The sequence below is a fragment of the Georgenia yuyongxinii genome (assembly GCF_006352065.1).
Taxonomy (GTDB): domain Bacteria; phylum Actinomycetota; class Actinomycetes; order Actinomycetales; family Actinomycetaceae; genus Georgenia; species Georgenia yuyongxinii.
Genome location: NZ_CP040915.1, coordinates 3,643,092 through 3,669,151 on the forward strand (window position 1 = coordinate 3,643,092; position 26,060 = coordinate 3,669,151).

At 72.3% G+C, this 26,060-nt stretch carries 22 protein-coding genes; 1 reads left to right on the plus strand and 21 read right to left on the minus strand.

The annotated features are described in order from the left end of the window. Positions 1–11: 11 nt before the first annotated feature. The 12 genes from FE374_RS16570 to FE374_RS16625 form a co-directional block, all read right to left on the minus strand. Entirely contained in the window at positions 12–1,307 is a 1,296-nt protein-coding gene (locus tag FE374_RS16570) for a restriction system modified-DNA reader domain-containing protein (RefSeq protein WP_139930326.1), read from the minus strand. Between the two features lie 150 nt (positions 1,308–1,457). After that, the gene (locus FE374_RS16575; protein WP_230978353.1) at positions 1,458–4,388 is read right to left on the minus strand and encodes an FAD-binding and (Fe-S)-binding domain-containing protein; all 2,931 of its coding nucleotides are present in this window, start codon (positions 4,386–4,388) and stop codon (positions 1,458–1,460) included. A gap of 68 nt (positions 4,389–4,456) precedes the next feature. After that, entirely contained in the window at positions 4,457–4,678 is a 222-nt protein-coding gene (locus tag FE374_RS16580) for a FeoA domain-containing protein (RefSeq protein ID WP_223173564.1), read from the minus strand. 110 nt (positions 4,679–4,788) lie between these two features. Continuing rightward, positions 4,789–5,043, minus strand: a complete 255-nt coding sequence (locus tag FE374_RS16585; protein ID WP_139930329.1) for a hypothetical protein — start codon at positions 5,041–5,043, stop codon at positions 4,789–4,791. Next, positions 5,040–7,010 (minus strand): ferrous iron transport protein B, encoded by a 1,971-nt coding sequence (feoB, locus tag FE374_RS16590; RefSeq protein WP_230978354.1) that lies wholly within the window; start codon positions 7,008–7,010, stop codon positions 5,040–5,042. Before feoB ends, FE374_RS16585 begins: the two co-directional genes overlap by 4 nt. A gap of 41 nt (positions 7,011–7,051) precedes the next feature. After that, positions 7,052–7,288 carry a FeoA family protein gene (locus FE374_RS16595; protein ID WP_139930333.1) on the minus strand — a complete coding sequence of 79 codons (237 nt, stop codon included), beginning with the start codon at positions 7,286–7,288 and terminating at the stop codon, positions 7,052–7,054. A gap of 136 nt (positions 7,289–7,424) precedes the next feature. Next, positions 7,425–10,130 (minus strand): pyruvate, phosphate dikinase, encoded by a 2,706-nt coding sequence (gene ppdK / locus FE374_RS16600; protein WP_139930335.1) that lies wholly within the window; start codon positions 10,128–10,130, stop codon positions 7,425–7,427. 186 nt (positions 10,131–10,316) lie between these two features. Continuing rightward, complete coding sequence (locus tag FE374_RS16605) at positions 10,317–11,447, minus strand: bifunctional 2-methylcitrate synthase/citrate synthase (protein WP_139930337.1); 1,131 nt, start codon at positions 11,445–11,447, stop codon at positions 10,317–10,319. A gap of 106 nt (positions 11,448–11,553) precedes the next feature. Then, positions 11,554–12,465, minus strand: coding sequence for a methylisocitrate lyase (gene prpB / locus FE374_RS16610; protein ID WP_139930340.1), 912 nt, complete (start codon positions 12,463–12,465; stop codon positions 11,554–11,556). Continuing rightward, positions 12,465–13,991: an MmgE/PrpD family protein gene (locus tag FE374_RS16615; RefSeq protein WP_139931661.1), complete on the minus strand. Its 1,527-nt coding sequence runs from the start codon at positions 13,989–13,991 to the stop codon at positions 12,465–12,467. The genes prpB and FE374_RS16615 overlap by 1 nt, the downstream gene beginning before the upstream one ends. 8 nt (positions 13,992–13,999) lie before the next feature. Further along, positions 14,000–14,737 carry a GntR family transcriptional regulator gene (locus tag FE374_RS16620; RefSeq protein ID WP_139930342.1) on the minus strand — a complete coding sequence of 246 codons (738 nt, stop codon included), beginning with the start codon at positions 14,735–14,737 and terminating at the stop codon, positions 14,000–14,002. Between the two features lie 522 nt (positions 14,738–15,259). After that, complete coding sequence (locus FE374_RS16625; RefSeq protein ID WP_139930344.1) at positions 15,260–15,430, minus strand: CsbD family protein; 171 nt, start codon at positions 15,428–15,430, stop codon at positions 15,260–15,262. A gap of 212 nt (positions 15,431–15,642) precedes the next feature. Here FE374_RS16625 and FE374_RS16630 point away from each other — a divergent pair, with 212 nt between their 5' ends. Beyond that, a complete protein-coding gene (locus tag FE374_RS16630; RefSeq protein ID WP_139930346.1) occupies positions 15,643–16,386 on the plus strand; it encodes a glutamine amidotransferase in 744 nt (247 codons plus the stop codon). 48 nt (positions 16,387–16,434) lie between these two features. Here the strand turns inward: FE374_RS16630 and FE374_RS16635 are convergent, their stop codons facing one another. From FE374_RS16635 to FE374_RS16675, 9 genes are all read right to left on the minus strand, one after another. Continuing rightward, a complete protein-coding gene (locus FE374_RS16635; RefSeq protein ID WP_139930348.1) occupies positions 16,435–17,571 on the minus strand; it encodes an ABC transporter ATP-binding protein in 1,137 nt (378 codons plus the stop codon). A 50-nt stretch (positions 17,572–17,621) separates the two neighbouring features. Then, positions 17,622–18,938, minus strand: a complete 1,317-nt coding sequence (locus FE374_RS16640) for an ABC transporter substrate-binding protein (RefSeq protein WP_223173565.1) — start codon at positions 18,936–18,938, stop codon at positions 17,622–17,624. Positions 18,939–19,096: 158 nt separating this feature from the next. Then, positions 19,097–20,041 (minus strand): carbohydrate ABC transporter permease, encoded by a 945-nt coding sequence (locus FE374_RS16645; RefSeq protein ID WP_230978355.1) that lies wholly within the window; start codon positions 20,039–20,041, stop codon positions 19,097–19,099. Positions 20,042–20,048: 7 nt separating this feature from the next. Then, entirely contained in the window at positions 20,049–20,933 is an 885-nt protein-coding gene (locus FE374_RS16650; RefSeq protein WP_456319103.1) for a carbohydrate ABC transporter permease, read from the minus strand. Between the two features lie 183 nt (positions 20,934–21,116). Beyond that, positions 21,117–21,497 carry a Uma2 family endonuclease gene (locus FE374_RS16655; RefSeq protein WP_230978356.1) on the minus strand — a complete coding sequence of 127 codons (381 nt, stop codon included), beginning with the start codon at positions 21,495–21,497 and terminating at the stop codon, positions 21,117–21,119. Positions 21,498–21,713: 216 nt separating this feature from the next. Beyond that, the gene (locus FE374_RS16660) at positions 21,714–24,290 is read right to left on the minus strand and encodes an ATP-dependent Clp protease ATP-binding subunit (protein WP_139930356.1); all 2,577 of its coding nucleotides are present in this window, start codon (positions 24,288–24,290) and stop codon (positions 21,714–21,716) included. A 155-nt stretch (positions 24,291–24,445) separates the two neighbouring features. Then, positions 24,446–25,015: an O-acetyl-ADP-ribose deacetylase gene (locus tag FE374_RS16665; RefSeq protein WP_139930358.1), complete on the minus strand. Its 570-nt coding sequence runs from the start codon at positions 25,013–25,015 to the stop codon at positions 24,446–24,448. Positions 25,016–25,137: 122 nt separating this feature from the next. Continuing rightward, positions 25,138–25,563, minus strand: coding sequence for a D-aminoacyl-tRNA deacylase (dtd, locus tag FE374_RS16670; RefSeq protein WP_139930360.1), 426 nt, complete (start codon positions 25,561–25,563; stop codon positions 25,138–25,140). Positions 25,564–25,600: 37 nt separating this feature from the next. Continuing rightward, complete coding sequence (locus FE374_RS16675) at positions 25,601–25,942, minus strand: DUF2516 family protein (RefSeq protein WP_330998420.1); 342 nt, start codon at positions 25,940–25,942, stop codon at positions 25,601–25,603. Between the last annotated feature and the right edge of the window lie 118 nt (positions 25,943–26,060).

The window sequence follows — 26,060 nt, forward strand, 5'->3', positions numbered from 1 at the left end:
GCGTCGGCCTGTCAGGCGCCGTGCCGCCTGCGCCTGCCGCCGGCGGCGCGAGCGGCGGCCGACTCGAGCTCGGTGAGCGCCTCGGCCAGGCTCGGGCCTTCGTCACCGAAGCGCCACACGCGCCAGCCGTCGACGTCGTCACGGCCGGAGGCGGCCGCCGCCGCGAGGTCGGGGTCGTCGAAGGCGGCGCCGCCGGCCAGACGGACCAGCCCGTCGGAGGTCAGGGTGGCCTCGTGCCGGACACCGCGCCGCAGCTGGACCCAGGTGAGTGCGGTGTCCCCGCCCAGGGTCTCGGCGATGAGCGCCAGGTCGGCGGCGTCGTCGCTGACCACGCCGTCGCCGGCGGCGCTGCGGTAGGGCGCGGCCGGCGCGGCCTCCTGCTCGGCCTCGGCACCACCGTGCTCCGCCGGCGCGGCGGCGGGCACGGCAGGAGCCGGGTCAGGCACGGCAGGAGGCGCGGCAGGGCCGGCTGACGCGGCAGGGGTCGCGGTGGTGGGTTCGGCTGGAGCCGCGCCGTTCACTGCCACCGAGTGCACCGGATTCACCGGCTGCGCCGCCGCGGGCCGGCCCACCGGCGCCCAGACGTCACCCTCGGGCGAGGTCGGTGCTGCTGGGGCCTGCGGCACGGGAATGATCGGGACCGGCTCGGTCGGCGGGGCGGCCACGTCCGTGGTGGGTGCGGGCGAGACGGACAGCTCGATGGGGGTCGCCCGGGAGCTGCCGGTGAGGACCGCCGGAACCTGGCCGAGCCGGCGCGGCCGCACCTCGGTCACCTCGAGGAACCGGCGCCCGCTGCTCAGCTGGCGGACGGCGATCTCGAAGACGGAGACCCCCGAGCCCACGAGGGAGTCCAGGGCGGGTCGCACCTCGTCAGCCACGGAGCCCGCAACGATGATCAACCGCGGGCCCGGCGCGGGCCGCGGCGGCATCGACTCGCGGAAGACGTTCCAGTCCCGGCGGAACGTGCCGACCCCGCGCGGGTAGAGCTCACCGAGCTCGGTCCAGCCGAGCTCGGAGTTGCGTGCGCACAGCCCCAGCGCGGCGACGAGGGCGACGGGGTCGAGCCGGTCGACCACCTCCACCGTCACCACCTGGCCAGAGGGATCCATCGCGGTCAGCCGCGGCACGGCCGCCTCGCCGGCCCTCGCTGGGTCACCGTGCCAGGTGACCGGGAACAGGGGCTGCTGGACGAGGTCGAGGACCTGGTCACGGACGGCCTGGAGCAGCTCAGGGTCGATGCTCTCGGCCACGGGTCGCCCGAACTGGGCGGGCACCAGCCGCCCCGCGTCGAACTCGAAGAACGGCATGCGACAAGGAACCTGACTGTGTCACGGGTTGCGGAGAATTGCGGCCCTCATCTTCTCACGCATTTCCGACCGTGGGCAGTCCCGAACTGTGTGGGCATGCGCACCGGCGGGCCGCCTCGTGGGCGGACGTGGTCGGTTCCCCGCCCCGTCCTACCGGTCCCCGGTGAGGAGCTGGGCGAGGTGGACGCCGTGCCTGCCGGCGAGCTGCTCGGCCTGGGTGCGGCAGGAGAACCCGTCGGCCAGGTACACGGTCTGCGGGCCGGCCTCGCGCAGCGCCGGGAGCAGGGCGTTCTCGGCGACGGCGACCGAGGTGTCGTAGTGCCCCTTCTCCATGCCGAAGTTCCCGGCGAGGCCGCAGCAACCGGCCAGGCGGTTGATGGACGCCCCGGCCCGGGTGAGCAGCGCGGCGTCGGCGTCCCAGCCCATGACGGAGTGGTGGTGGCAGTGCGGCTGGGCGACCACCTCGACACCCTCCAGCGAGGTGGGCTGCCAGTGGGGGCCGGGGCCGAGCGGGGCCGGGGCGGTGAGCAGCTCGGCCAGGGTGTACGTGCCAGCAGCGAGCATCGGCGCGCGGGGGTCGTCGGGCAGGAGGTCGACCATGTCCGAGCGGAGCACCGCCGTGCAGGACGGCTCGACGCCGACCACCGGGATCCCGTTCGCGGCATACGGCGCGAGCACCCCGAGCAGGTGGGTCAGCCGCTTCTTCGCGCCGTCGAGCTGGCCGGTGGAGATCCAGGTCAGGCCGCAGCAGGCGGGCTCGTCGGGCACGACCACGGTGTACCCGGCGTCCTCGAGCAGCGTGACGGCGGCCCGGGCGCCGGCGGTGTCGAGGGTCTCGGAGAAGGTGTCGGCCCACAGCACTGCGAACCGGGGCCGGTCGGCCCCGGTGGCGGTGCCGGTGCCGGTGCCGGTGCCGGTGCCGGTGTTGGAGCCGGTGGCGGTGCCGGTGTTGGAGCCGGCGGCGCCGTCGTCCTGTGTCTTCCACCAGGTCGAGAACCGCTCCTCGGCGAAGGTGACCATGTCCCGGCGCGGGTCCATCCCGCCGGCGCGCAGCACCACCTGCGCCAGCGGACGGGCCTTGAGCACCGTGTTGGTCAGCTTGGCCAGGACGGGGACGGCGGTGACCAGCCGGGTCCAGCGCGGCAGCTGACCCAGCAGGTAGTGGTTGAGGGGGCGGACCTTGCCGGCGTAGGTGCGGTGCAGCACCTCGGACTTGTACCGGGCCATGTCCACCCCGGCCGGGCAGTCCGCCGAGCATGCCTTGCACGACAGGCACAGGTCCAGGGACTCCCGCACCGCGTCCGAGCCCCAGTCGGTCACCAGGGCACCGTTGGTCAGCTCCTGCAGCACCCGGGCCCGGCCGCGGGTGACGTCCTTCTCGTCCTTGGTGGCCTGATAGGACGGGCACATGAACCCGCCCGCGCCCGAGTTGTCCGCCCGGCACTTGCCCACCCCGGTGCACCGGTGCACGGCGGTGGCGAAGTCGCCGCCGTCCTCGGCGAACGCGAAGCCCGTGCGGGCCGGGGTGGGCCGGGCATGCGGACGGCGCAGGTCCGCGTCCAGCGGCGCCGGGTCCACCAGCACCCCGGGGTTGAGGTGGTTCTCCGGGTCGAACAGCGCCTTGACCCGCCCGAACAGCTCGAGCACCTCGGGCTCGTACATGCGGGCGAGCAGCTCCGAACGGGCCCGCCCATCGCCGTGCTCGCCCGACAGCGACCCGCCATAAGACGCGACCAGGTCCGCCGAGGCCTCGAGGAACTCCCGCGACGGCCCGATCCCGGCCGGGGTCTCCAGCGGCAGGTCCAGGCGCACGTGCACGCACCCGTCGCCGAAGTGCCCGTAGAGCAGCCCGTCCACCCCGCGATCGGCCATCAGCGCGGTGAAGTCGCGCAGGTAGTCCCCGAGCCGCTCCGGCGGCACCGCCGCGTCCTCCCAGCCCGGCCACGCGGGCGCCCCCGACGGGGTCCGCCCGCCCAGGCCCGCACCGTCGGCGCGGATCCGCCACAGCGCCGCGGCCTGCTCCCCCGCCGGCACCACCCGCACCGCCTTCGTGCCACCGTCGGCCGCGAGCGCCCGGGCGCGGGCCAGCACGTCGGCGTCCGTCTCGCCCGGGTCGGCGCCGACCTCGACCAGCAACCACCCGCCGCCTGCTGGCAGCTCGGGCACCGCGCCGGCGCCCTGGTGCCGGCGCACCACGTCGACCAGGTGGGCGTCCAGGCCTTCGACGGCCAGCGGCCGGTGCATGAGCAGTGCCGGTACGGCGTCCGCCGCGGAGGGCATGTCCGGATAGCCCAGCGCCACCACCACCGGGGCGGTGGGCATCGGCACCAGGCCCACCGTCGCCTGCAAAATGGTCACCAGCGTGCCCTCGGTGCCCACCAACATCTTGGCCAGATCCTGCCCGTGCTCGGGCAGCAGGTGCTCCAGGGAGTAGCCGGAGACCTGCCGGCCGAACCGGCCCAGCGCGGTGCGGATGGTCGCCATGTCGGCGCGCACGAGCCGGTCCAGGCCCGGCACCGCGTCCAGCGCGCCGGTGCCCGCGCCCGCGGTGAACCGCCGGCCCAACCCGTCCACGACGTCCAGGGCCAGGACGTTGTCCGCCGTGCGGCCGTAGGCCACCGCGTGCGGGCCGCAGGCGTTGTTGCCGATCATCCCGCCCAGCGTCGCCCGGTTCTGGGTGGACGGGTCCGGCCCGAACCGCAGCCCGTGCGGGGCGGCCACCGCCTGCAGGCTCGACATGACCACACCTGGCTGGACGACCGCGGTGCGCGCCTCGGGGTCCAGGGCCACGATCTCGTTCATGTGCCGGGAGAAGTCCAGCACCAGGCCCGGCCCGATCGAGTTGCCGGCCACCGAGGTCCCCGCCCCGCGGGCCGTGACCGGCACACCCAGACGGCGCGCCACGTCCAGCGCGGCCAGAGTGTCATCCGTATCCCGCGGGGCGACCACCACCGCCGGCGGCACCCGGTAGTTCGACGCGTCCGTGGAATACTCCGCGCGTCGGCGGACCGAGTCGTCCACCTCGCCGTCCACCACGCCGCGCAGGGCGGCGACGACGTCGTTCTCGGTGACCGTGCTCACGCGCGCCAGTCTGGCACGGGGTCGCGGCCCGGTCGGAGACGGACCGGCGGCTGGACGGCGCGGCGCGCTCAACCGTGGCGCGGCGCGCAGCGGTGGCGCGGCAGCACCGGGGTGACGCCCACCCGGCGGGCGGTGGCGGCGTCGAGGACCACCCGAGCGCCGGCCAGCGCGACGGCGACGCCGCCGAACGCCTCGCGCCCCGTCACCCGTAGCCGCACTCCCGGGCGCAGCCCGAGCGCCCGGAGCGAGGGCGCCATCGCCACCCCGCCCGCCATGCCGACCACACGCACCTCGCCGCACCCACGGCACTGGGAGCCTCATGAAACCGGAGACTAGGTTCGTCCGATTTCGGGTGGCGGGACCAACGTCCCTACCCGCCCGGGGGGGCCGCCGGGGCGGGCTAACCGGCCAGTGGGCACCCGCGGCAGCCGGGCGGCAGGGTCTCGGTCTGAGCCCCGACACAGGGCCCGGAGCAGCCCGGATCCGCCACCAGGCCCAACCGGCGGTAGTGGTCGACCATCACGTCCACCAGCGCCGGGTCGCGCCCGATGCGGGCGGCCGCGGCGGCGGGGCTGGCGCCGTCGCGCAGGGCGGTGAGGACGTCTCCGCGAGCGCCCGGGATGTCACCGCGACGGGTGCGGGCCGGGACGCTCACCACAGCAGCTGTCCGATCTGGAAGGTGGCGACGGCGGCGCACCAGGCCAGCGTGAGCTGGACGGCAATCGCGGCTGCGGTGCGGCGCCGGCCGATGAGGCGGCGCTGCTCGGCGAGGGTGGCCAGGCACGGGGTGTAGGCGAGGACGAACACCATGAAGGCCAGCGCCGCGGCCTCCCCGTGCCCGTCGGAGGAGGTCTCCAGCGCCGCGCGCAGCCGGGTGGTGAGGGGGCCGGCGTCGGCGGGGTCGTCCGGCTCGGTGACGGCGAAGGTCTGCGCGAAGGAGCCCACCACGACTTCCTTGGCTACGAACCCGGTCATGAGGGCGGCGGTCGCGCGCCAGTCGTCGAACCCGGCCGGTGCGAAGACGGGGGTGATGGCCTCGGCGGTGGCGCCGTAAAGGCTGTCGGTCACGGGCACCTCGCCGATCGGGTGCCCGCCGGTGACCGGCACCGCCAGCAGCACCCACACGACGGTCAGCGCGGCGACGATGACCTTGCCGGCCTTGGTGACGAAGCTGCGCAGCCGCCTCCAGGTGTCGGTCAGGAGGGCGCCGAGGCGGGGGCGCTGGTAGGCCGGCAGGACGAGCACGAGCGGGTGCTCGGCGCCGCCGGCGCCGATGAAGCGGCTGAGGAGCCGGCCGGCGACGGCGATGAGGAGGACCGAGAGCAGGTACATCGCGAAGATGACCGTGCCGGCGTAGTCGGGGAAGAATGCGGCGGCGAGCAGGATGTACACGGTCAGCCGGGCGGCGCAGGAGGTGTAGGGCACCAGCAGGGTGGTGATGAGACGCTGGCGGGCGTCGGGAAGGGTCCGGGTGGCCGCGAGGGCTGGCAGGTTGCAGCCGAAGCCGACCACGAGCGGCAGGACCGCGCGCCCGTCCAGGCCCAGGTGGCGCATGGCCCGGTCGGCGACGAAGGCGGCTCGTGCGAGGTAGCCGGAGTCCTCCAGCAGGGCGATGGCCAGGAACATCAGGCTCATCAGCGGGACGAAGGACAGCACGGTGCCCACACCGGCCAGCACGCCGCCGACCACCAGCCCCTCGAGCCAACCCCCACCGGCGCCGACGGCGTCGAGCAGCCCGCCGGTCGCGGCCGTCAACGGACCGGAGACGAGGCGCTCCGCCCAGTCCATCAGCGGCGCGGCCACCGCGGTGGCGAGCTGGAAGAGCGTCCACGCGACCACGAGCAGGATGGGCACGCCCGCCACGGGGTGCAGGAGCACCCGGTCGATGCGGTCCGAGACGGTGGGGCGCGGCTCCGGCTGGGCCGGACCGGCCCGGTCCAGGACGCCCTGCACCCAGTCGAAGAGTCGCTGGGACCTGGCGAGCTGCGTGTCGAGCGGCAGGTGCGTGAGCGGCTCGGCCGGCCCGGGGCCCGCACAGGGATGCGTGCACGCCGTCTCGGTGGGGCACCCGCACGGGGCGAAACCGGGTGCTGCCGGGTCCGGCTCGAGGCCGCGCACGTGCGCGGGGGCGCGCAGCGCGGCGGTGACGGCGGCCGCCAGCGCGGCCAGGCCGTCGCGCCGGCGCGGGTCGGTGGCCACGACCGGCACCCCCAGCACGTTCTGCAGCTGCGCCGGGTCCACCCTGGCGCCGGCCACGGCGGCGACGTCGCACATCGTCAGCGCTGCCACGACAGGGCGGCCGGCCTGGGCCACCTGCCCGAGCAGGTACAGCGAGCGGGGCAGCGCGGCGGCGTCGAGGAGAACGACGACGAGATCGGCCGCGTCTGCGCCCGCACCGGCGAGGACGTCGACGGCCACCTGCTCGTCCGGGGACCGGGCGAGCAGGGAGTAGGTGCCGGGCACGTCGAGCAGGCGCACACCGGGCCCGGCCCACTGGCCCTCGTGCACCTCCACGGTGGTGCCGGGGGCGTTGCGCACCTCCTGGCGAGCGCCGGTGAGGGCGTTGAACAGGGTCGACTTGCCCACGTTGGGATTGCCGAGCAGCAGGACAGTGGCCGTCATGGTGGCGCCGACCAGGCGCGGCGCCGCCGGCCCTTGGCAGCTCATCGGTTCCGCTCCGGCGCCGGCTCGGTGCGTACGCGGCGGGCGGTGGCGGCGTCGAGGCCCACCCGCGCCCCACCGGCGGCGACGACGACGCCGCCGAATGCGGCCAGGTGCGTGACCCGCACGACCGCTCCCGGGCGAAGGCCCATCTCCTCGATGCGCAGCCGAGCGTGCTCGGCGACGTCGACGCCGAGCACCCGGACCGACGCACCACGCCGGCAGTCGGAGAGCTTCACGCCTTCGAGATTAGGTATGCCTCACCTCGTCCGAACCGGACGAACGTCCCTCATCGCCCATCGCTCGCCGCGGCGTAGGTCACGCCGCGGCGGGCGGTGGGCGAGGCAGACCCGGGCGCCGTGCCGCCGTCGCGGGTCAGGCGGTGGCGTCCTCCGCGTGGACGGCGGCCCGGCCGGCCTCCAGCCGGGCGATCGGCACCCGGAACGGGGAGCAGGAGACGTAGTCCAGCCCGGCGTCGTGGAAGAAGTGGATCGACTCCGGGTCCCCGCCGTGCTCGCCGCACACCCCCATGTGCAGGTCAGGCTTGGCGGACCGGCCGCCCTCGACCCCGGCCCGCACCAGCGCGCCGACGCCGTCGCCGTCGAGGGTCTCGAACGGGGAGATGGTCAGCACCCCGTTCTCGAGGTAGTCGGCGAAGAAGGCGCCCTCGACGTCGTCGCGGGAGAAGCCCCACGTGGTCTGGGTCAGGTCGTTGGTACCGAAGGAGAAGAAGTCGGCCTCCTCGGCGATGCGGTGCGCGGTCAGCGCCGCGCGGGGCAGCTCGATCATGCACCCGATCGGCAGGTCCAGCGCCGTGCCGGCCGCCCGGCCGACCTCGGCGAGGACGCCCTCTGCCTCCTCGCGGACGATCTGCAGCTCCCGGACCGAGCCGATGAGGGGCACCATGATCTCCGGGCGCGGGTCCTTGCCGGCCTGGCGCAGCTGCACGGTGGCCTCCGCGATCGCCCGGATCTGCAGGGCGAACAGGCCGGGCACCTTCAGCCCGAGCCGCACGCCGCGCAGGCCGAGCATGGGGTTCTGCTCGTGCATGCGGCGCACCGCGGCCAGCAGCTTCACGTCCCGCTCGTCCGCCTTCCCCGCCGCCTCGGCAAGGGCCACCTTGACGGACAGGTCGGTCAGGTCGGGCAGGAACTCGTGCAGGGGCGGGTCGATGAGCCGGATGGTGGTGGGCAGGCCGTCCATCGCCTCGAGGAGCTCGACGAAGTCCTGCCGCTGCATGGGTAGCAGCTCGGTCAGGGCCTTCGCACGGTCCGCGTCGGTGTCGGCCAGGACCACGTGCTCGATGTACTCACGCCGCTCGCCGAGGAACTGGTGCTCGGTGCGGCACAGACCGATGCCCTCGGCGCCGCGCTGACGGGCCCGGCGGGCGTCGTCGGCGTTGTCGGCGTTGGCGCGCACCCGCATCCGCCGCACGTCGTCGGCGTGGGCGAGGACCCGGTCGACGGCGGTGACCAGCTCACGGGTCTCGTCGTCGGGCGAGGCGGCCAGCCCGGCCTCGAGGCCGTCGGAGATGTACCGCATGACCGGGGAGTCGACCACCGGCACCTCACCGAGGAAGACCTCCCCGGTGGAGCCGTCGATGGCGATGATGTCACCGGCGCGCAGCACGGTGCCGTTGACGCGCACCTCGCCGGCGGCGCGGTCGACGTCGAGCTCCTCCGCGCCGACCACGGCGCACTTGCCCATGCCGCGGGCGACGACGGCGGCGTGGGAGGTCTTGCCGCCGCGGGCCGTCAGGACACCGTCGGCGACGATCATGCCCTGCAGGTCGTCGGGGTTGGTCTCCCGGCGCACGAGGATCACCTTGGCGCCCTCGGCAGTGCGTTCCAGGGCCTGGGCGTTGTCCAGCACGATCTCGCCGACCGCGGCGCCCGGCGAGGCGGCCATCGCCTTGGTGAGCAGGTGACGCGCGGCGCCGCCGTCGAACTGGGGGAAGAGCAGCTGGGACAGCTGCGCCCCGGTGGTGCGCGCGATGGCCTCGTCCATGGTGATGAGGTTCTCGTCGACCAGCTGGGTGGCGATACGGAACGCGGCCCCGGCGGTGCGCTTGCCCACCCGGGTCTGCAGCATCCACAGCTTGCCGCGCTCGATGGTGAACTCGATGTCGCACAGGTCCCGGTAGTGCGTCTCGAGCCGGCGCATCGCCTGCATGAGGTCGCCGTAGGACTTCGCGTCGAGCTTCTCCAGGTCCGCCAGGGACAGGGTGTTGCGGATGCCGGCGACGACGTCCTCGCCCTGGGCGTTGGCCAGGTAGTCCCCGTACACCCCGGAGTGGCCGGTCGACGGGTCCCGGGTGAACGCCACCCCGGTGCCGGAGGTCTTCCCGAGGTTGCCGAAGACCATGGTGACGACGTTGACGGCGGTGCCCAGGTCGTTGGGGATGCGCTCGCGGCGCCGGTAGAGCCGGGCCCGCTCGGTGTTCCAGGACCCGAAGACCGCCTCGATGGCCATGTCGAGCTGCTCGCGGGGGTGCTGGGGAAACTCGTGCCCGCTCTTGTCCTTGACGATGGCCTTGAACTGGGTGACGAGATCCTGGAGGTCCTCGGCGGTCAGGTCGACGTCGGTGGCGGCGCCGGCGGTGCGCTTCTTCTCGTCCAGGGCGTGGGCGAACAGGTCGCCGTCGATGTCGAGCACGGTCTTGCCGAACATCTGGATCAGGCGCCGGTAGGAGTCCCACGCGAAGCGCGCGTCCCCTGAGTACTCGGCCAGGCCCTTCACCGAGGCGTCGTTGAGCCCGACGTTCAGGACCGTCTCCATCATGCCCGGCATGGAGAACTTCGCCCCGGAGCGCACGGAGACGAGCAGCGGCTCGTGGAAGTCGCCGAGACCGCGGCCGAGCTGGTCCTCGATCTCGCGCAGCGCCATGGTGACCTCGACCCGCAGCTCGGCGGGCACCTTCCCGTCGCGCATGTACGCCCGGCAGGCCTCGGTCGTGATCGTGAAGCCCGGTGGCACCGGCAACCCGATCTTGGCCATCTCCGCGAGGTTGGCGCCCTTGCCGCCCAGCAGGTCCTTCTGGTCCTTGCCGCCCTCACTGAACCGGTACACGTACTTCGCCATCAACAGCTCCTTCCGAGCTTCGGCGCACCCCCGTGGCGTCCGTCCTTCACAGTAGACAGTGGCCTGCGTCACTGAGGCCAGGGTAAGGAGTGGGCCCCGTCACAGTGGTGACCTTCGTCCCCTTGGGAGCCGGGCGCTCAGCCCCGCGGGACCGCGGGCGCTCAGCGCTGCGGGACCGCGGGGCGTTCAGCGCTGCGGCAGGTGCCGCTCGGCCGGCCCGGAGTAGGCGCTGAGCGGTCGGATGAGCGCGTTGGCCGCGAGCTGCTCCATGATGTGCGCGGTCCAGCCGGTGATGCGCGCGGCGACGAACAGCGGGGTGAACGTCGCGGTGTCGAAGCCCATGAGGTGGTAGGCGGGACCGGAGGGGTAGTCGAGGTTCGGCTGGATGTTCTTGCGCGCCACCATGGCGCGTTCGAGGTTGTCGTAGAGCGCGGCGAGGTCGGGTCGGTCGTAGTGGGCGACGAGGGTGTCCAGGGCGGCCTTCATGGTGGGCACCCGGGAGTCGCCGCGCTTGTAGACGCGGTGTCCGAAGCCCATGATCTTGCGCTTCTCGGCCAGCGCGGTATCCAGCCAGGCCTCGGCGTCCTCGGCGGTGCCGATCTCGTCGAAGACGTGCATGACAGCCTCGTTCGCCCCGCCGTGCAGCGGGCCCTTCAGCGCCCCGATCGCGCCGACGACGGCGGAGTACAGGTCGGACAGGGTCGAGGTGATGACTCGGGCGGTGAAGGTCGAGGCGTTGAAGGAGTGCTCGGCGTAGAGGATGAGGGAGACGCGGAACGCGTCGACGACCACCGGGTCGGGGACCTCCCCGAACGTCATGTGGAGGAAGTTCTCCACATAGCCCAGGTCGGGGCGCGCCTCGACGAGGTCCTGGCCGCGGCGGCGGCGCTGGTCGTAGGCGACGACGGCGGGGATCTGGGCGAGCAGCCGCACGGACTTGGCCAGGTTGGCCTCGCGGAAGGCGTCGTCCGCGGCCGGGTCCGTGGCCCCGATGACGGAGACGGCGGTGCGCAGCACGTCCATGGGGTGGGCGGTGGTGGGCACCAGGTCGACGGCGGCGCGCACCTCGGGAGCCAGGGCCCGCCGCCCGCGACCGGCGTCCTCGAGCGCGGCGAGCTCGGCCGACGTGGGCAGCTCACCGTGCCAGAGGAGGTAGGCGACCTCCTCGAAGGTGCACCGCGCCGCCAGCTCCTGCACCGGGTAGCCGCGGTAGAGCAGCGAGTTGGTCTCCGGGTTGACCTTGGAGATCGCCGTGGTGTCGGCGACGACGCCGACGAGCCCCTTGCGGATCTCCGGCTCGGTCTGGGTCTGGCTCATGATCGCTCCCTTGCGTCGGTGGGTCAGGACTGCGTCGGTGGCTCAGGACTCGGTGGGGCAGAACTCGGGAGGGCTGCGCGGCCCCCGGGTGCGGGGGCCGTGCGGGTCAGGGCCGAGCGGCGGGCTCGGGCACGTAGGTGAAGATCGCCGTGTCGAAGTGGTTGTAGGACTCGTAGTCGAGCAGCTCGTACAGCCGGGCCCGGTGCTGCATCTGGTCCACCACCGGCGCGAGCGTGCCCGCGTCGATGAGACTGTCCAGCCCCCGCTCGGCCGCCCCCATAGCCAGGCGCAGCAGCGAGACGGGGTAGATGACGATGTTGACGCCGACGTCGGCGAGCTGGCGAGTGGTGAAGAGCTCAGACTTGCCGAACTCGGTCATGTTGGCCAGGACGGGGACGTCGACGGCGGTGCGCACCGCCTCGAACTCGGCCAGGTCGCGCATCGCCTCGGGGAAGATCGCGTCGGCGCCGGCGTCGACGAGGGCCTTGGCGCGGTCGACGGCGGCGGCGAGCCCGTCGACGCCGCGGATGTCGGTGCGGGCCATGATCAGCAGGTCCGGGTCGCGGCGGGCGTCGACCGCGGCGCGGATGCGCTTGAGGGCCGTGCCCTGGTCGACCACCTGCTTGCCGTCCAGGTGCCCACAGCGCTTGGGGTTGACCTGGTCCTCGATGTGCAGCCCGGCGACTCCGGCGTCCTCCAGCGCCTGCACGGTGCGGGCCACGTTCATCGGCTCGCCGAACCCGGTGTCGGCGTCGACGAGGGCCGGCAGGTCGGTGACCCGGGCGATCTGCTGGCTGCGCCCGGCCACCTCGGTCAACGTGGTGAGACCGATGTCGGGCAGGGCGAGGTCGGCGGAGAGCACCGCCCCGGAGACGTAGACGCCCTCGAAGCCCTTGTCCTGGATGAGCTTGGCGGACAGCGGGTTGAACGCGCCGGGGAAGCGCAGCAGCTGCCCGCTCGCGAGGCGCTCGCGCAACGCGGCGCGCTTGGCCGCGGCGGTGGTGCGGGCGTGCAGCATCAGAAGATCCCTTCGGGCGTGGTCAGCGGCGCCAGCAGCGCGGCCGGCGCGGTGACGGTGAGCTCGGCGAGCTCCTCGGCACCCAGTTGTGGCAGACGCTGGGCGACGTCGAGGAACCGCTCGATCTCGCCGTCGTCCAGGACCCCGGCGGCCAGGGTGCGGAACTTCTCCACGTACTGCGCGCGGCCGAAGGGGCGGGCGCCGAGCGGGTGGGCGTCGGCGACGGCGATCTCCTCGGCCACGGTGCGACCGTCCGTCAGGGTGATCTCCACCCGGCCGCCGAAGGCCTTCTCCGCCGGGTCCTCGGCGTGGTAGCGGCGGGTCCACTCCGGGTCCTCGGCCGTGGTGATCTTGTGCCACAGCGCCACGGTGTCGGGGCGGGCGGCCCGCTCGGGGGCGTAGGAGTCGACGTGGTGCCAGGCGCCGTCCTGCAGGGCGACGGCGAAGATGTACGGGATGGAGTGGTCGAGGGTCTCCCGCGAGGCGGTGGGGTCGTACTTCTGCGGGTCGTTCGCACCGGAGCCGATGACGTAGTGGGTGTGGTGGCTGGTGTGGATGACGATCGCGGCGATGTTCGCCGGGTCGGCGAGCTCGGGACGCTCGCGGCGGAGCTTGCGGGCCAGGTCGATGAGCGCCTGGGACTGGTACTCCGCGGAGTGCTCCTTGGTGTAGGTGTCCAGGATCGCCAGCTTCGGCGCCCCCGGGGCGGGCAGCGGCACCTCGTAGGCGGCGTCCGGGCCGTCGAGCAGCCAGGCGATGACGCCGTCCTCGCCCTCGTAGATCGGGGTGGGTGAGGTCTGGCCGCGCATGGCCCGGTCCACCGCCTCGACGGCGACCTTGCCGGCGAAGGCGGGGGCGTGCGCCTTCCAGGTGGAGATCTCGCCCTTGCGGGACTGGCGGGTGGCCGTCGTGGTGTGCAGGGCCTGGCCGACGGCCTGGAAGATGATCTCGGGGTCCAGGCCCAGGAGCGTGCCGATGCCGGCGGCCGCGGAGGGGCCGAGGTGGGCGACGTGGTCGATCTTGTGCTTGTGCAGGCTGATGGCCCGGACCAGGTCCACCTGGATCTCGTACCCGGTGGCGATGCTGCGCACCAGCTGCGCCCCGGTCAGGCCACGGCGGATGGCGAGGTGCTGGGCGACGGCGAGGATCGGGGGGATGTTGTCGCCGGGGTGGGAGTACTCCGCGGCGAGGAAGGTGTCGTGATAGTCCAGCTCGCGCACCGCGACGCCGTTGGCCCACGCGGCCCACTCGGGGCTGACCCGCTGCGCTCGCGGGGCGCCGAAGACGGTGGCGCCGGGGGTGTAGGGGTGGGCGAGGGCCTGCGCCCGGGCCGCGATGGCGGGGGCGCGGGTAAGGGACGCGGTGGCGACTGCGGCGTTGTCGATGACGCGGTTGATGATCATCGCGGTGACGTCGTCGGGGACCGCGACGGGGTCGGCCGCCACCTCGGCGATCTTCCACGCGAGCTGCTCCGTGCGGGGGAGGTTGTCCGCGCTGGGGTGCATGCGGACCTGGTGGGTCACCATCTGGGCGGTCATTCTGCTCCAACGGGTTCGGCGCCGAGCTCGTCGCCGGCGGGGGTGGTCTGGTCGGCGGGGGTGGTCTGGTCGGCGGAGGCGTCGCGGCCTGCGGGTACGGTCTCCAGGCTGGCGAGGATGTTGGCCAGGCTGGCGTGCAGGTGGACGGCGGTGGCCTGGGCGGCGAGCGTGGCGTCGCCGTCGGCGATGGCCTCGGCGATGAGGCGGTGCTCGGCCGCGGCCCGGGCCAGCCGGTCCGGGTTGTCGTGGGCGAGGCGGCGGGCCCGTGCGACGTGCGCGCGAAGACTGCCCAGGGCGCGCAGCAGGTACGGGCTGGCCATGGCCTCGTCCAGTGCGGCATCGAGGTCCTCGACCAGCCGGTAGTAGGCCACACGGTCCGGGTCGGCGGGCTCCAGCAGGGCGGAGGCGGCGCCGAACCGCTGGGCGAGGGCGGCGAAGACGCGGGGGTCCCCGCGCCGCGCGGCCAGCCTGGCGGCCTGGGTCTCCAGCGCCTCGCGCAGCTCGAACAGCTGGCGCAGATCGGTCACCGCCAGGCCGGAGACCACCAGCGTGCGGCCGCGGCCCGGCACCGCCAGGCCCTCGGCGGCCAGCCGGCCCAGCGCCTCGCGCAGCGGGGTCCGGGAAACGCCCAGGCGCTCGGCCTGCTCGACCTCGGCCAGCTCCGTGCCGGGCTCGAGGCGCCAGGAGACGATCTCCTCGCGTAGCTCGGTGTAGACCCGTTCACTCGCTCGCACACGGCGACCGTACCGAGATTCCGCATGTTTGTATACAAGCTCACTAAACCGATGACTGGCGCTGCGTGTGCGCGCCGTTTGTGCATACAACAGACCGCGTTGGCCCGGCGACAGGGCGCGACGGGCGGGGCCGCTGTCCCGGATCCGGACCGACCGGCCGAGGGTCGTCGGACCGAGCGAGGGTGGCCGGCCACCCTCGCTCGGTCCGGAGACGGTCGGTCGATGGGCACCCGCCGGCGACCGATGGGCACGCGGCGGCCGCGAGTGGTGTCCCCATGGCCCGACGCACCCCTCCCCCACCGGGCACCAACGCCATCGGTAAGGACATGGCGCGCGCTTCGTCGCCCGCCTGGCACAGACCGTGCCCACGGTGAGCCGCGCGGCCACCCGGTGCACGCGGGACGGTTCTCGCTGAAAATCATCGGGTTGAGCCCGAACGGGGAGGCGTTGACCAGCCCGACCACCTGACGCACGCGGGCCCCGCGGGATCACTCCCGCGGGGCCCGCTGCGCACCGGTGCGGCTACTTGAAGGCGTCCTTGACGTCCTCACCGGCCTGCTTGAGGTTGGCCTTGGCCTGGTCGGTGTGACCCTCGGCCTCGAGGCGCTCGTTGTCGGTGGCCTTGCCGGCCGCCTCCTTCGCCTTGCCCTTGGCTTCCTCGGCAGCGTTGCTGATCTTGTCGTCCAGCCCCATGGTGCGCTCCCTTCTTCGTCGTCCCGGTCCGGGATCGCGTCAACGGTAAGTCCGCGACCGCCCACTCGCACGGCGAGCCACCCCCTCCGGCGACATGTCATCTTCCCGGCGACATGCCATCTGTCAGTCCCACCACGTGGACAGAGCCCGACGGCGGTTCCACACTTCGGCGACCGCCTGACGTGGCCGCCGCGACCGGGTTGACTGGTGCCATGCCGACCAAGCCCTTCGCACTGCTCGCCTCACGCAGCGAGGACGTGGCGGCGGACGACGAGTACGCCAGCTTCCTCGCCCACACCGGGCTGCGCCCGGAGGAACTGGTGCGCATCCGGATGGAGTCCGGGCCCTTCGCGCCACTTGACCTGGAGGCGTACTCGGGCGTGCTGCTCGGCGGCAGCCCGTACACCGCGTCGATCCCGGCAGCGCACAAGAGCGACGAGCAGCTCCGCGTGGAGGCCGAGCTGAGCCAGGTGCTCACGGAGATCCACGAGCGCGACTTCCCGTTCCTCGGGCTGTGCTACGGCGTCGGCGCCCTGGGCCGGCTCACCGGCGCCGTCATCGACAGCACCTACGCGGAGCAGACGGCGGCCGTGGAGATCGGTCTGACCGACGCCGGCCGGGAGGACCCCCTGCTGAGCGGCCTGCCGCCATCTTTCGCCGCGTACGTCGGGCACAAGGAGGCCTGCACGGTGCTGCCGCCGGGCGCCGTCCTGCTGGCCACCTCGGCGGCGTGCCCGGTGCAGATGTTCCGGCTGGGCACCAACCAGTACGTCACGCAGTTCCACCCCGAGCTGGACCGCGCGGCGATGGTCACCCGCATCGACGTCTACCGCAACTCCGGCTACTTCCCCGCGGAGGAGGCCGACCAGGTGATCGTGCGGATCTCCCGGGCCGACGTCAGCGACTCCCACCGCCTGCTGCGGACCTTCGTGGAGCGCTACCGCACGGCGCTGTGAGGCGGCCGCACCGTCTGCGCTCGGCGTGCCGCGACCCGCTTCCGCCCGTCACAGGTACTCGAGGTTGACCTCGGTGATGGGATCGAAGAACGAGCAGGCACCCCGGGCGGGACGCACGTGCAGAGTCTGGCCCGCGTGGATCTGCTCGGCGCCCTTCTCGAGCCGGATGGCGACGCGTCCGCCGCGGACGCTCACGCGCGCGCCCGGCGTCACCAGCGCGTCGCAGTAGGCGAAGGCCTCCGCGCCGAGCCGCTCCACGAGGGCCACGCGGACCGGCACGGCAGCCTCCCCGATGGGATCCTCCTCGCCGGCGCCGATGACCTGCCAGCCCTCGGGGCGGACGCCGACGACGACGGAGTCGGTCACCTTCCCGGCCAGCTCACGTGTGAGCCCCAGGTCGATGTCGAGCTCCCGGCCCAGCAGGGCCCGGCCGGCGCGGACCGTGACGCCGTCGATCAGCGTCATCGCGGGCGAGCCGATGAAGCCCGCCACGAAAGTGTTGCCGGGATGCTCGTAGAGGTGGGTCGGTGTGTCGGCCTGCTGCAGGACGCCGTCCTTGAGGACCGCGACACGGTCGCCCATCGTCATGGCCTCGGTCTGGTCATGGGTGACGTAGACGGTGGTCACGCCGAGCTCGCGCTGCAGGGCGCCGATCTGGGCACGGGTCGAGACGCGGAGCTTCGCGTCCAGGTTCGACAGCGGCTCGTCCAGGCAGAAGACCTTCGGGTCGCGCACGATGGAGCGCCCCATGGCGACGCGCTGGCGCTGCCCACCGGACATCGCGGAGGGCTTCTTGTCCAGCAGCGGGCCGAGCTCGAGCATGTCGGCGGCGCGCCGGACCTTCGCCGCGATCACGTCCTTCGGCAGGCGGGCGTTCTCGAGGGCGAACGCCATGTTCTGCCGTGCGGTCATGTTGGGGTAGAGGGCGTAGGACTGGAACACCATGGCCACGTCACGGTCCCGGGCGCGCGTCTCGGACACGTCCTTGCCGTCGATGAGGACGGCGCCCTCATCGATCGGCTCCAAGCCGGCCAGCATCCGCATAGCGGTGGACTTACCACTGCCCGAGGGGCCGACCAGCACCAGGAACTCGCCGTCGTCGATGGACAGGCTGATGCGGTTGACGGCCGCCGGCCGGGTCGGGTCGTAGATCCGCGACGCCTGCCGGTACTCGATCGTGGCCATGGTGTTCCTCTCAGTCCTTCAGCGATGCCCGCGGGCGTACCCGCGTGGCGTCACAGGTTGGGGGTGATCTCGCGGTCGATGACCGCCTGGGTCTCGTCCTGGAGGTCCTGCATGACGGTGGCCACGTCCTCCTGGCCGATGGTGATGCGGTCGAGGGCCGCGCCGATGCGCGCGCCGCCACCGTTCACGAACACGCGCGCGAAGTCCTGCGGCGCGGTGTTCTCGTTGAGCTGGTTGATCGCGGTCATCGCGTTGGGGTTGGCCTCGAGGTAGGCCTGCTCCTCAGGGTGCTCGAGGGCGTCCTTGCGGACCGGCATGTAACCGGTGGCCTGGGTGAACGTGATGGTGTTCTCGGTGTTGGTGAGGAAGTCGATGAACTTCACCGCGTTGACCTTGCGCTCGTCGCTGATGCCCGCGGGCACGGCGAGGCCGGCGCCGCCGGTCGCGGCCCCCGGGGTCGGGCCAGGCAGGTAGGTCGTGATGAAGGGGAACGTCGCGGCCTCGGTCAGGCCGCCGAGGGACCCGGTGGACTGCAGCAGGCCCGCGGCGTCGCCGATGCCGAAGGTGTTGTTGGCGTCCTTGGTGATCTGGATGTGGCCGGCCGCGACCTGCTCCTGCAGGAAGCTGGCCGCCTCGATGGTGGCGGGGTCGGTGAAGGTGGGGGTCCAGTCCTCGGAGTAGGCGCCCCCGAAGGTCCAGACCATGCCCTGGAAGTACCAGTCGAGGTAGGAGGTGCCGTCCGGGACGACGAGCGCAGGCTTGCCGTCGTTCGCCGCCACCAGCTTGGGCGCCCACTCGGCGAACTCCTGCCAGGTCTGGGGCCCGCGGTCCGTCGGCAGGCCCGCGGCCTCGAGAACATCGGTGTTGAAGTACATCAGGGTCGTCGAGCGCGAGTACGGCATGCCGTAGTGGTCGCCGTCGTAGGCGTAGTCCTCACGGAGGGTGTCGACGAAGGAGTCGGGGTCCACCCCGGCCTCGGTCCACAGGTCGTCGAGCGGGGCGGTCGCGCCGGTGAAGGCGAAGTTGAACCAGGTGACGTCCGAGGCCACGATGACGTCCGGCAGGCCCCCGCCCGCGAGGGCGGCGTTGAACTTCTGGCCGAGCTCCTCGTAGTTGGCGCCGGCGTCGATCAGGGTCGCCGGGGTGTCCGGGTTCTCCTCGTTCCACAGGTCGATGATGGCCTGCTCGACGTCCTTGGAGCCGCCGGGGTGGTTCGACCAGAACTGGATCGTGCCGTCACCCTCCTCGCCACCGCCACCGGTCGCTGCGGTGGCGCCCGAGGTGCCGGTGCCCGCACAGCCGGCGACGGCGAGGGTCAGCGCACCGGCGGCTGCGACACCGAGCAGCGTGCGTCGTGAAAGAGCCATGTCAATCCTCCATGTCGTGGGATGCATGCGGTCGCATGCGGGGGTCGGCCACCGGGACCTGCTGGCGGACGACGGGCGGGATGTCCCGCGGTCTGTGTGCCGGCGTGGGCCGGCCGGGCAGCTGCCGGCGCGCGCGGGCAGCGTGGATGGCGCCGGCATCAGCCCTTGACTGCTCCGGCGGTCAGGCCCTTGATCATGTGTTTCTGCAGGAGCAGGAACACGATGAGCATCGGCAGGGTGGTCAGGACCGTGCCGGCCATCACCGGGCCCCAGTTGGTCAGGCCCTCGTTGTCCTGCAGCTGGGTCAGGCCGATGGGCAGCGGCGCGACCGCGTCGGTGTCTGAGATGAGGAAGGGCCACAGGTACTGGTTCCACTCGGTCACGACGGTGATCAGGATGAAGGCGACCAGGGTGGGCCAGGACAGCGGCAGGACCACCCGGAACAAGGTCCGCAGGAAGCCCGTCCCGTCGATCTCGGCCGCCTCGAGGATCTCCTTGGGCAGGGACAGGAAGTGGTTGCGCATGAGGAAGGCCCCGAAGGCCACGCCAGCGAGCGGGACGATGATGCCCTGGAAGGTGTTGCGCCATCCCCACCCGGCGACCAGCGCGTAGTTGGAGATGATCGTGATCTGGTTGGGCACCATGAGGCTCGCGAGGACCAGCAGGAAGAGCAGGTTCCTGCCGGGGAAGCGGAGGAACGCGAAGGCGTACGCGCACAGGACGCCCAGCACCACCTGCACGACCGTGAGCACCGCGGTGATGATGACGGAGTTGCGCAGGTACCGGTCGAAGCGGACCTCGCGCATCACGTAGCCGTAGTTCTCGGGGGCGAACACGGTGGGCCACCACGTGATCGGGTTGGCGTAGATGTCCGGGTGGGTCTTCAGCGAGGTGATGACGATGAAGTACAGCGGGAGCGCGACGGCGAGGAACGTGACGGTGATCCCGGCATAGCCGAGGACCTTCCGGCCGCGGCGGTGGGAGCCGGCGGGCGCGTCACGCCGGCGCCGGCGGCGCTGCGCCGGCGTGAGGACCGGCTCGTCGTCGACCCGGGTGCCCGGGACCGGCACCGCGACGGCCCGGCTGTTGGTGGTCATGGTCATGGCTCTCTCAGTCCTGCTTGTCCTGGAGTCGCACCTGGAGCACGGTGATCAGGAGGACGACGAGGAACATGACCGTGGCGACGGCGGCCCCGTAGCCCGCCCGGTTGTTGACGAAGGTCTCCTGGTAGACCTGGTAGACGAGGGTGGTCGTGGACGTGCCGAAGGGCCCGCCGCCCGTCATGACCTCGATGATGTCGAAGACCTGGAACGAGTTGAGCAGCACGGTCACCGAGAGGAAGAACGTGGTGGGGCGCAGCTGCGGCAGCGTCACGCGCCAGAACTTCCGCCATGCGGTGGTGCCGTCGATCTCGGCGGCCTCGTCGAGGTCCCGGCGCCGGGCCTGCAGGGCCGCGAGGTAGATGACGAAGGTGTAGCCGAGGTTCTTCCACACGTAGGTCGAGGTGATCATGAACAGCGCCCAGCCCGGGCGCTGGTAGAAGTTCGGTGCCTCCACGCCGAGGCGCCCCAGCAGGTCCTGGACCAGGCCGAAGCCGGGGTCGAAGACAAACTGGAACGCGACACCGACGGCGGCCCCCGCGATGACGTACGGGGCGAAGACCATCGAGCGCACGATGTTGCGCCCGTGGAGCTTCTGGTCCAGGAGCAGGGCGAGGGCCAGGCCCAGGGCCATCGAGCCGACGACCGCGAAGACGGTGAAGATCACCGTGGTGCGGACGATATCCCAGCTCACGGGGTTGTTGAACCACTCGACGTAGTTGCCGAAGCCGATGAAGCTGGCGGTCGGCGAGGAGATGTTCCAGTCGTAGAACGAGAGCCGGATGTTGTCGAGCAGCGGCCGGTAGGTGAACAGGATCAGCAGGATCAGGTTCGGCCCGATGAGGAGGGCGGCGAGGCCGGTCTGCTGCCAGCTCCTCGGCCGGCGCCGGGTGATCGGCTCGTCAGGCGACGCGGTCGCCTCGAGTCCGGGGATGGCCGGGGTGGTCACGGTCAATACCGTTGCCGGTCCGCGGGAACCGGATGTGTCCGAAAAACGGCTGGTCGGCTAACTCCTCCCGAATGATCGCCGCTTCGCGCCGGGAAGTGTCACGGGCCAGGCAGAATCGTGACGACCGTCTCAGGTCACGGGGTCCCGCGCATCTCGGCTGATCAGGTCGGCTGGCCGGACGTCGACGGCGAACGGTGCCGTCGCGGTAAACGTCTCCTCCCCCGCCACGTGCGCAACCCGCACGTACCGGCCCTCGATCAGCTCCCAGGCCGTGAGGGCGGGCTCGTCCGGGTCGACCACCCAGTACGACGGTGTCCCCGCGGCCTCGTAGCGCGCCCGCTTGAGGTGAAGGTCGATCAGCCGCGTGCTCGGGGAGAGCACCTCGACGGCCAGCACCGGCGGCGCGGGCAGGTCTCGCTCGCTCAGGTCCGAGCGCCGCGCGACGAGGACGTCCGGCTGGAGCACGGTGTCTGCGCGAACGAGCGGCCGGCTCCGCGGCAGCGTGGTCATGCTGTCCATGGTGCCCCCTGGGTGTCATGGCTACCACTATGGCGGGGACTGGTGACCTGCCACTCGGTTCCTCCACAGGCCAGGAGGGAACGCCGTCGTCCACCTCCGAAGGCCGGCCGGCACCACGGTGACTGGCCGTGACACACCCGGCCACGTACGCCGAAGGGCCCGGCGACCGAACGGTCGCCGGGCCCTCGCCGGTGGAGCGCGGTGCGGTCAGGCCCCGGGCTGGAGCTGTCCGCCGCCGCCGGCGCCGCCGCCCTCGGGCGCCGTCGGCATCTCGCGCTGCTCGACCGTCGTCCCGTGGCCCACGGCCACCGGCTCGGGCTTCTCGATATCCCCGGTGGCCACCCCGGTGAAGAGGAACTCGCCGAGCAAGCCCTCGCCCTGGGCGTCGACCATGATCTTCTGGCCGCGCCGAAGCTCACCGAACAGGATCTTCTCGGACAGCACGTCCTCGATCTCCCGCTGAATCGCGCGGCGCAACGGCCGGGCCCCGAGGACCGGGTCGTACCCGCGCTCGGCCAGCAGCTCCTTGGCAGACGGGGTGAGCTCGATCGTCATGTCCTGGTCCCGCAGACGGGAGTCCAGGCGGGCGATCATCAGGTCGACGATCTGGACGATCTCGTCCTCGGACAGCTGCGGGAAGACGATGACGTCGTCCACCCGGTTGAGGAACTCGGGCCGGAAGTGCTGCTTGAGCTCCTCGTTGACCTTCGTCTTCATCCGGTCGTAGCTGTTGGACAGCTCGCCACCGGCCTGGAAACCGGTGAGCAGACCCTTGGCGATGTCCCGGGTGCCCAGGTTCGTGGTCATGATGATGACGGTGTTCTTGAAGTCCACCACCCGGCCCTGGGAGTCGGTGAGGCGGCCGTCCTCAAGGATCTGCAGCAGCGAGTTGAAGATGTCCGCGTGGGCCTTCTCCACCTCGTCGAAGAGCACCACGGAGAACGGGCGACGGCGGACCTTCTCGGTGAGCTGGCCACCCTCCTCGTACCCGACGTACCCGGGCGGGGAGCCGAAGAGCCGCGAGACCGTGTGCTTCTCGGAGTACTCCGACATGTCCAGCTGGATGAGGGCGTCCTCGTCGCCGAAGAGGAACTCGGCGAGCGCCTTGGCCAGCTCGGTCTTTCCGACGCCGGTGGGTCCGGCGAAGATGAACGAGCCGCCCGGGCGCTTGGGGTCCTTCAGGCCCGCGCGGGTGCGCCGGATCGCCTGGGACATCGCCTTGATGGCGGCGTCCTGGCCGATGATCCGCTTGTGGAGCTCGTCCTCCATGTGCAGGAGCTTGGAGGACTCCTCCTCGGTGAGCTTGAACACCGGGATGCCCGTGCTCATGGCCAGCACCTCGGCGATGAGCTCCTCATCGACCTCGGCGACGGCGTCGAGGTCGCCGTTCTTCCAGGCCTGCTCCCGCTTGGCTCGCCGCTCGCCCAGGGTCTTCTCGTCGTCGCGCAGGCGCGCGGCCTTCTCGAAGTCCTGGTCGTCGATCGCCGATTCCTTGTCACGGCGGACCTCGGAGATCTGCTCGTCGAGCTCGCGAAGCTCCGGCGGGGCGGTCATGCGGCGGATCCGCAAGCGCGCACCCGCCTCGTCGATGAGGTCGATGGCCTTGTCCGGCAGGAAGCGGTCGGAGATGTAGCGGTCGGCCAGGGTGGCGGCCGCGACAAGCGCCTCGTCGGTGATCGAGACGCGGTGGTGCGCCTCGTACCGGTCGCGCAGGCCCTTGAGGATCTCGATCGTGTGGGCGAGCGTGGGCTCGGCCACCTGGATCGGCTGGAAGCGCCGCTCCAGGGCGGCGTCCTTCTCGATGTGCTTGCGGTACTCGTCCAGCGTGGTCGCACCGATGGTCTGCAGCTCACCGCGCGCGAGCATCGGCTTGAGGATGCTGGCGGCGTCGATGGCCCCCTCGGCCGCACCGGCGCCGACGAGCGTGTGGATCTCGTCGATGAACAGGATGATGTCGCCGCGGGTGCGGATCTCCTTGAGCACCTTCTTCAGGCGCTCCTCGAAGTCACCGCGGTAGCGCGACCCGGCCACGAGAGAGCCGAGGTCGAGCGTGTAGAGCTGCTTGTCCTTGAGGGTCTCGGGCACGTCGCCGCGCACGATGTCCTGGGCAAGGCCCTCGACGACGGCGGTCTTGCCGACGCCGGGCTCACCGATGAGGACGGGGTTGTTCTTGGTGCGCCGGGAGAGCACCTGCATGACCCGCTCGATCTCCTTGGTGCGGCCGATGACCGGGTCCAGCTTGCCCTCACGGGCGGCCTGGGTGAGGTTGCGGCCGAACTGGTCGAGGACGGCGGAGCCGGAGGGCTGGCCCTCGGTGGGGCCGCCGGCGGCGACGGGCTCCTTGCCCTGGTAGCCGGAGAGGAGCTGGATGACCTGCTGGCGCACCCGGTTGAGGTCGGCGCCGAGCTTGGTCAGCACCTGTGCGGCGACGCCCTCGCCCTCGCGGATGAGGCCGAGCAGGATGTGCTCGGTGCCGATGTAGTTGTGTCCGAGCTGCAGCGCCTCGCGCAGCGAGAGCTCGAGCACCTTCTTGGCGCGCGGCGTGAAGGGGATGTGGCCCGACGGGGACTGCTGGCCCTCGCCGATGATCTCGGTGACCTGTGCACGCACGGCCTCGAGCGAGATGTCGAGCGCCTCGAGCGCCTTGGCGGCGACTCCCTCACCCTCGTGAATGAGACCGAGGAGGATGTGCTCGGTGCCGATGTAGTTGTGGTTAAGCATCCGCGCCTCTTCCTGGGCGAGGACGACCACACGACGGGCACGGTCTGTAAATCGTTCAAACATGTGCACACTCCTCCCGGCTGCTGCCTCGGCCAGCACCCGGCGGCGACCGGTCTGGGCAGCGTCCACCCAATCTAACGGCGGGGGGCGGCCAGGACTGCCCGTGTTCGCCACAGGCGTGACGGGGCTGGGTCACCTGCCGGACTCCGCGGCAACCGTCAGCCGAGCGCGGCGGCGAACGCCGCGAGGACCTCCTCGTCGAACAGTACGAACCGCACCTCGGTGAGGGTGGCCTCCCCGACGTCGGTGACGGTCGGGCCGCACACCTGCTGGCCGTCGCGGACCTCCTGCCGGGCGGCGAAGGTGCGCACCGCGTCGACGGCGATGCGGGCGACGGTGTCGGCCGGCCAGCCGTATGCGCCGGCGCTGATTGCGGGGAAGGCCACGGTGGGCACGCGCAGGTCCGCGGCGACCTGCAAGGAGCTCGTGAAGCAGGCGGCCAGCAGGCCCGGGTCCGTCTGACCGCGGTGGGCGTTCGGTCCGACGGTGTGGATGATCCACCGGGCAGGCAGCCGATAGCCGGCGGTGGGCACCGCCTCCCCGACCGGCAGGCCGTCCGGCAGCTCGGTGCGGCGCAGCTGCAGGCACTCCTCGAGAAGCTCCGGCCCGGCGGCTCGGTGGATGGCGCCGTCGACGCCGCCGCCCCCGAGGAGCGAGGAGTTGGCCGCATTGACGACGGCGCCGACCTGCTGAGTGGTGATGTCGCCCAGAAGGGCCTCGATCTTCATGCCGCGATTCTCTCCCGCGGCGGGGACACGGCGGGAAGGCAGTGCACAGTCCGCCCGGCTGTGCGGCATCGGCCGCCCGGCTGTGCGCCGCTGGCCGCTCGGTCCGGGGTCAGGCACCGCCGTCAGACTTCGAGGAGCACCGTCACCGGACCGTCGTTGACGAGCTCGACGGCCATGTCGGCGCCGAAGCGGCCCGTGGCGACCTCGACCCCCTGCCCGCGCAAGGCGTCGACGACGGCGTCGACGAGCGGCTCGGCCACCGATCCGGGCGCGGCCTTGTTCCAGGTGGGCCGCCGTCCCTTGCGCACGTCGGCGTACAGCGTGAACTGGGAGATGACGAGCACGGGAGCGGCGGCGTCGAGCACCGAGCGCTCCTCACGCAGAATGCGGAGCTCGGCGATCTTGCGGGCCAGGCGGGCGACCTGGTCCGGACCGTCCTCGTGCGTCACGCCGACCAGGGCCACGAGCCCGGGGCGGGTGAGCTCGCCGACCACCTCGCCGTCCACCCGTACCGCCGCGCGGGTGGCGCGCTGCAGGACCGCCCTCATGCGGTCGCCCGCGGGGCCGGTGCGCTGGCGGGGGTGCTCACCACCCGCCGCCGCCGGAGCGCGGCGGACGCCGTCCGCCGCCGTAGTTGGAGACGGCGGGCCGCACGTCGGCGAGGTACACCCCGGCCGGGATGACGGCGAAGAACTGCAGGAACCCGCCGCCGAGCAGGCCGAGCCCCAGGGGCGGCGGGACGGCGATGAATCCGACGACGGCGGCGGCTGCGGTGAGCACCAGCCAGAAGTTCTTCGTCCGCTTGCCCGCGGCGAGGAACGCGCCCGCGGGCCGACGGGCGCAGTCGATCAGCGCCCATGCCTCGATGCCGAACAGCACGAGGGCGAGCACGAGGAAAAGCAGCACCTGGGCATTTGCGAGCAGCACGGGGCCGAGCCTAACGGCTGCGGTGAGGCGATTGGCGGAGCCGCGGGCGGCGCCGGCACATGCGTCGGGCGCGGTGGCGACGGCGCCTGCGGCACGTGCTGGCGCGGGCTCGGCGCGC

Bases quoted from the DNA above. Each gene is read 5' to 3' on its own strand.
- FE374_RS16570 (WP_139930326.1), bottom strand. From the start codon at position 1,307: ATGCCGTTCTTCGAGTTCGACGCGGGGCGGCTGGTGCCCGCCCAGTTC.
- feoB (WP_230978354.1), bottom strand. From the start codon at position 7,010: ATGACGGCCACTGTCCTGCTGCTCGGCAATCCCAACGTGGGCAAGTCG.
- ppdK (WP_139930335.1), bottom strand. From the start codon at position 10,130: ATGGCGAAGTACGTGTACCGGTTCAGTGAGGGCGGCAAGGACCAGAAG.
- FE374_RS16605 (WP_139930337.1), bottom strand. From the start codon at position 11,447: ATGAGCCAGACCCAGACCGAGCCGGAGATCCGCAAGGGGCTCGTCGGC.
- prpB (WP_139930340.1), bottom strand. From the start codon at position 12,465: ATGCTGCACGCCCGCACCACCGCCGCGGCCAAGCGCGCCGCGTTGCGC.
- FE374_RS16615 (WP_139931661.1), bottom strand. From the start codon at position 13,991: ATGGTGACCCACCAGGTCCGCATGCACCCCAGCGCGGACAACCTCCCC.
- FE374_RS16625 (WP_139930344.1), bottom strand. From the start codon at position 15,430: ATGGGGCTGGACGACAAGATCAGCAACGCTGCCGAGGAAGCCAAGGGC.
- FE374_RS16630 (WP_139930346.1), top strand. From the start codon at position 15,643: ATGCCGACCAAGCCCTTCGCACTGCTCGCCTCACGCAGCGAGGACGTG.
- FE374_RS16635 (WP_139930348.1), bottom strand. From the start codon at position 17,571: ATGGCCACGATCGAGTACCGGCAGGCGTCGCGGATCTACGACCCGACC.
- FE374_RS16640 (WP_223173565.1), bottom strand. From the start codon at position 18,938: ATGGCTCTTTCACGACGCACGCTGCTCGGTGTCGCAGCCGCCGGTGCG.
- FE374_RS16645 (WP_230978355.1), bottom strand. From the start codon at position 20,041: ATGACCATGACCACCAACAGCCGGGCCGTCGCGGTGCCGGTCCCGGGC.
- FE374_RS16655 (WP_230978356.1), bottom strand. From the start codon at position 21,497: ATGACCACGCTGCCGCGGAGCCGGCCGCTCGTTCGCGCAGACACCGTG.
- FE374_RS16660 (WP_139930356.1), bottom strand. From the start codon at position 24,290: ATGTTTGAACGATTTACAGACCGTGCCCGTCGTGTGGTCGTCCTCGCC.
- FE374_RS16665 (WP_139930358.1), bottom strand. From the start codon at position 25,015: ATGAAGATCGAGGCCCTTCTGGGCGACATCACCACTCAGCAGGTCGGC.
- dtd (WP_139930360.1), bottom strand. From the start codon at position 25,563: ATGAGGGCGGTCCTGCAGCGCGCCACCCGCGCGGCGGTACGGGTGGAC.